The sequence below is a fragment of the Thermus sp. genome, assembly GCF_056332225.1.
Genome location: NZ_JBWGQW010000083.1, coordinates 1 through 4,183, shown reverse-complemented (window position 1 = coordinate 4,183; position 4,183 = coordinate 1). Strand labels below are relative to the sequence as shown.

Sequence of the window (4,183 nt, the reverse complement as noted above, 5' to 3'; positions counted from 1 at the left end):
CATAAACCCCCGAAAACCCCCGTTATTCGCCGTGTGCATATTCCAAACTTCATCTTTCTCATAAACCCCCCTCTGGCGGTGCCGTCCAGGACGGGATTCTTAGAGGGGTAGAGTTGCAAACCACATAGCCCCGTAAGGGGATTGCGACCCAACGACATTATACGCTTCCTCCACCAAAAAGCGCCTAATGGTTGCAAACCACATAGCCCCGTAAGGGGATTGCGACCCGAGTCGTTTGGCTCTCATAGAACTTGGCCCGGGTGAGGGTTGCAAACCACATAGCCCCGTAAGGGGATTGCGACTGCACCGAGGCCACGTGGGAGATGGCGGCCTGGGTCATGTTGCAAACCACATAGCCCCGTAAGGGGATTGCTAGACATTCACCTTCTTCCCTCCGGGGGAAGAGGCATGCACGAGAGGCGGCTTTGGGGGCTACCTCTTGCTGGCGGGGCAGGCTTTACCCTTGAAGGCGGCCCCCCCAAAGCCGCGCCCAAGCCCCTCCACCCAGCGCCAGGGTGGGAGGCCGTGGACCGGTTTTTCCGCGTCCCCGTCCCGGCATGCCCGGGACGGGGGGCATCACCGCCAGGTGCCGGGAAGGCCGCTCAGGGACTCCTCCAGGCGCCGCCAGCCCCCGCCGCGGAGGAGTTCTTCCAGCTTCCCGCCCCGCTCCACGCTCCCCAGGACCCCTCCGAAGACGGGCTCCCGCCAAAAAGCTCCCGTGTCAAAGGACTGCTTGTAAAGGCGGAAGGTCTCCCCGGTGGCGGGGTCGCGGGCGTAGGTCTGGTCCGAGAGGAGGTTGGTCCAGGACCGGCTCATCCAGGAGTTGAACTCCTCCGCATCCTTGTTCATCTGGAGGACCATCCGGGTGAGCTCGCTGCTCGCCCGTCTGCTTCTTTCCGCCTCCAGGGCGGCCCAGCGGGGGTTCAGGGCGAGGCCCAGGAAGACCCCGGCCAGGACCCCTTGCTCCCGGGCCAGGGCCTCCTTGGGGCCGTGCACCAAGGCGAGCTCCAGGTAGAGCCTGCAGTGGGCGGAGGAGGCGGCGAAGGAAGGCTCGTACCGGAGGAATCCATGGGCCTTCACCACGGCCTGCCGCCCCACGTTTCCTTGGCGGGCGCGGAGGTCCAGGCTCTGCCGCCAGCTCTGGTACTGGGTCCCGGACCTTCCCATGACCATGAGCATCTGCTGGTCCATGAGCCTCTCGTAGGCCTCCCGCGTCTCTTCCAGGTACCGGGCCACCCGGCTCCTCCCCCGGAGGGGGTTGGCACGCTCCACCTCCCAGGGGCTCCCGGCCTCCAGGGCCCAAAGGCCCTGGGCGAAGAGGGCGGGAAGCTCCTCGGGGCCCCGGGCGCAGAGGAAGCCCGGCACCTGCCCCGCCCGGCCGTTCCAGAGGAGGATGGTGTTGGGACTCCCTCCGAAGGGCGTGGCGATGGCCATGGCCTCCAGTAAGACCGCGTCCCGCCGGAGGACCACCCCGCCCTTGGCGAGCTGGAAGACGGGGTGGTGCCGGGTTTCGTCTAGGTCCACCACGCTCCCCGCCAGGGTGTACCCCTGGGGCACGGGGACGGCTAGGGCGGGAACCCCAAGCCCGGGGTCCAGGACCGCCTCCATCCGGTAGGGCACCCGCTCCTTGGGCCCCAAAAACTCCAAGGAGCGGAGAAGCCCCAAGACCTCCTTCCTGCCGTCCGGGGAGAGATCCTGGGGCAGGTAGGCGCTCACGGCGAGGAGGCTCTTAGGACCTGGGAGGAGGAGGTGGGCCGCCTCGTAACGGAGCCCGGAAAGGGCGGCCTGCGCCTCGGGCGCCATGGCGAAGAGGGCCAGTTCCCCCATGGCCCTCTGGGTGAGGAAAAAGGGGTAGCCCAGGCCCCGGGCGAGGAGCATGAGCCCTCCCGAGGCGGCCTTGAAGTGGAAGGTGGCCTGCCCTCCCCCAAGGCGCCTCGCCTCCTCCAGGAGGGGCTTCGCCGCCTCCCTGGGGCTTTTTAAGGGCATGCCCCGCACCAGGACCACGCTCTCCAGGTCGGTGAAGAGGAGGCCTCCCTCGGCGAAGACGAGACTCCACCCCTCGGGCAGGTCCGCGGCGAAGCCGTGGAGCCGGTCCACCACCCGCTCGGCTCCCGCGTTCAAAGCCAAAAGGAACGCCCCAAGAACCGCTATCCGCCTCATGCGCTTCCCTCCTCCGCAAGCTTCTGGAACTCCGGGTCCAGGGGGTTGTACCGCCCCCCGCCTCCCCTGAGGCGCACCAGGTCGTGGGGGAAGGCGAGAAGCCACCAGAGGGCGAGGCCGAAGCCCAGGGCGAAGAGGGCGAGCCCCAGGCCCTCGGCCAAGGAGAAGAGGGCAAGCCCCACCCCCAAGAGGGCCAGGGCCCCGTAGATCTTGAGGAAGTGGCGCCGGTAGAGGCCCTGGGCCCAGCGGTGGACCCCCTCCGCCTCCCGGGGCGGGTGGAGGGCCCCGAGGAACCAGACCCGGCCCCGCTGGGCCAGGAGGTAGTCCACAAGGCCCTCCACCTCCCGCCAGTCCACCCCCAGGTGGGCGAGGACCTCGTCCCACCCGGGAAGCCCCAGGGGGAGGGGAAGCCTCTCCCCGCCGAAGTCCAGGAGGAGCCTGCCCCAAAGGGGGTCCAGGGCCACGCCCTCCAGGGCCTCCCTGGGGTAGAGCCTTCCCCCGTACCGCACCCCCTCGGGCTCCAGGGTGAGGGCATAGGCCGTGCGGCGGAGGTGAAGGGCGAAGGCCAAGACGAGAAGCCCCCCCACAAGCAGGGCCAAGGGCTCCCGGGCCTTAAACCCAAAGGCAAGGAGAAGAAGCCCCAAAAGAAGCGCCCACCCAAGCCTCCAACGCACCCCCGCCGGAAAAGCGAGCTCCCGCATTTGGCCCCCTAATCAAAGCCGATCCAGGACGCGAAGGCCCGGAGGCTTTCCTCAAACAAATCCAGAAAGGCTTTTATGGCCCCGTCGGTCACCCCGCCCGAGAGGTCCAGGTCCCATTCCAGGACCGGGTCCCCGTCCTTGTCCAGGTAGGCCCGGGAAAAGCGCTTCTCCCGGTTCCAGGCGTTGATGCGCTCCAGGCTCGGGGGCTTCTTCATGGAGAAGCCCGCGTAGAGCTGGAGGCTCGAGCACACCTCCTTCTCGCAGTCCATGAGCAGAAGAAGGGCCTGAAGCCCCGCAAGCCGCAGGCGGAAGTAGACCTCCCCGCCCTCTTCCACCCGCTCGTAGCGGTAGGAGGCCGCCTTGAGGAGGGCCTCCGCCTCCTTGGGGGTGATCCCCGTCCGCACCCCCTGGGCCAGGACGGGAAGCAGAAGAGGAATCAAGAACAGGGCGAAGCGCATCACCGCACCTCCTTAAGGGTGTAGCGCACACAGGGGTTGGCCTTCTTGGTAAGGTCACATTGAACGTAGTAGGCGAGCCACCCGTCCTTTCGGTAGGCGAACTCCAGGCGTATCTCCTCGTCCTGGTAGCGGTAGACCACGAGATCTCCCCGGTTTTCCCGGGAAAACCTCAGGCCCCCTATCTCCTCCCGCCCGGTGTGCCATACCGGGGGCAGGAGGACCTCCTCCTCCTCTTGGAGGCCGAGTCCGTCCAGAAGGTAGGTTTCCTTCTCCTCCCCGTTGGCGCCCGCCACCACCTCCGTTACCTCCCACCGCCCCGGCCCTTTGGGCACGATGCGGTAGCGGAGGCCGCCCAGGGCCACGGCGAAGCGGGTGCCGTCCCCCACCTCTTTCCCATACCGGAGCTCCACCGGGCGGTCAGCAGGGGGGGTAAAGGCGGGACGGGGCCGCTGGTTCCCCTTGTCCCCCGAGGGCGGCTGGGGCGAAGGGAAAGGTTGCGGCGAGAACGAGCCGCTGCCGCCCCTATCCTCTCCTGGCACCGGAGGAAAGGGGGGAGGGGTTGGCTGTGGGAAGGGAGAGAAGGGTTGGGGCGAAGGGAAGGGTTGCGGGGCCTGCGCCCCCACGAGCTCCACCTGGCTTAGAAGCGCTTGGTAAACCCCCTGCACCTGGGGAAAGGCCTGGGCTGGGGCAGTGAGCTGTAGGCCGTAGGCCCGGCCCCGCTCCACGGTGTACACGGCCACGTCCACGTAGCTTTGGCCCAGAAAAGTGATCTGGCTGTAAACGCCAAGGGCGGGCCTACCCCCAAGGTTCAGGCCGGAAAGGGGCTGGCGGCTGAGCTGTATTCCTTGCATCTGCAGTTGCTGG

At 67.5% G+C, this 4,183-nt stretch carries 4 protein-coding genes; all 4 read right to left on the bottom strand.

All coding sequences use genetic code 11. The features are described from left to right. Positions 1-576: 576 nt before the first annotated feature. Genes AC01Y6_RS09715 through AC01Y6_RS09700 form a run of 4 tightly spaced genes read right to left on the bottom strand, consistent with a single transcriptional unit; the run spans position 577 to position 3,729 of the window. Positions 577-2,160: a hypothetical protein gene (locus tag AC01Y6_RS09715; protein WP_476671316.1), complete on the bottom strand. Its 1,584-nt coding sequence runs from the start codon at positions 2,158-2,160 to the stop codon at positions 577-579. After that, a complete protein-coding gene (locus AC01Y6_RS09710; protein ID WP_476671315.1) occupies positions 2,157-2,861 on the bottom strand; it encodes a hypothetical protein in 705 nt (234 codons plus the stop codon). Before AC01Y6_RS09710 ends, AC01Y6_RS09715 begins: the two co-directional genes overlap by 4 nt. Positions 2,862-2,869: 8 nt before the next feature. Next, positions 2,870-3,319 carry a YbjN domain-containing protein gene (locus AC01Y6_RS09705; protein ID WP_476671314.1) on the bottom strand — a complete coding sequence of 150 codons (450 nt, stop codon included), beginning with the start codon at positions 3,317-3,319 and terminating at the stop codon, positions 2,870-2,872. Continuing rightward, positions 3,319-3,729, bottom strand: a complete 411-nt coding sequence (locus tag AC01Y6_RS09700) for a hypothetical protein (protein WP_476671312.1) — start codon at positions 3,727-3,729, stop codon at positions 3,319-3,321. Before AC01Y6_RS09700 ends, AC01Y6_RS09705 begins: the two co-directional genes overlap by 1 nt. Between the last annotated feature and the right edge of the window lie 454 nt (positions 3,730-4,183).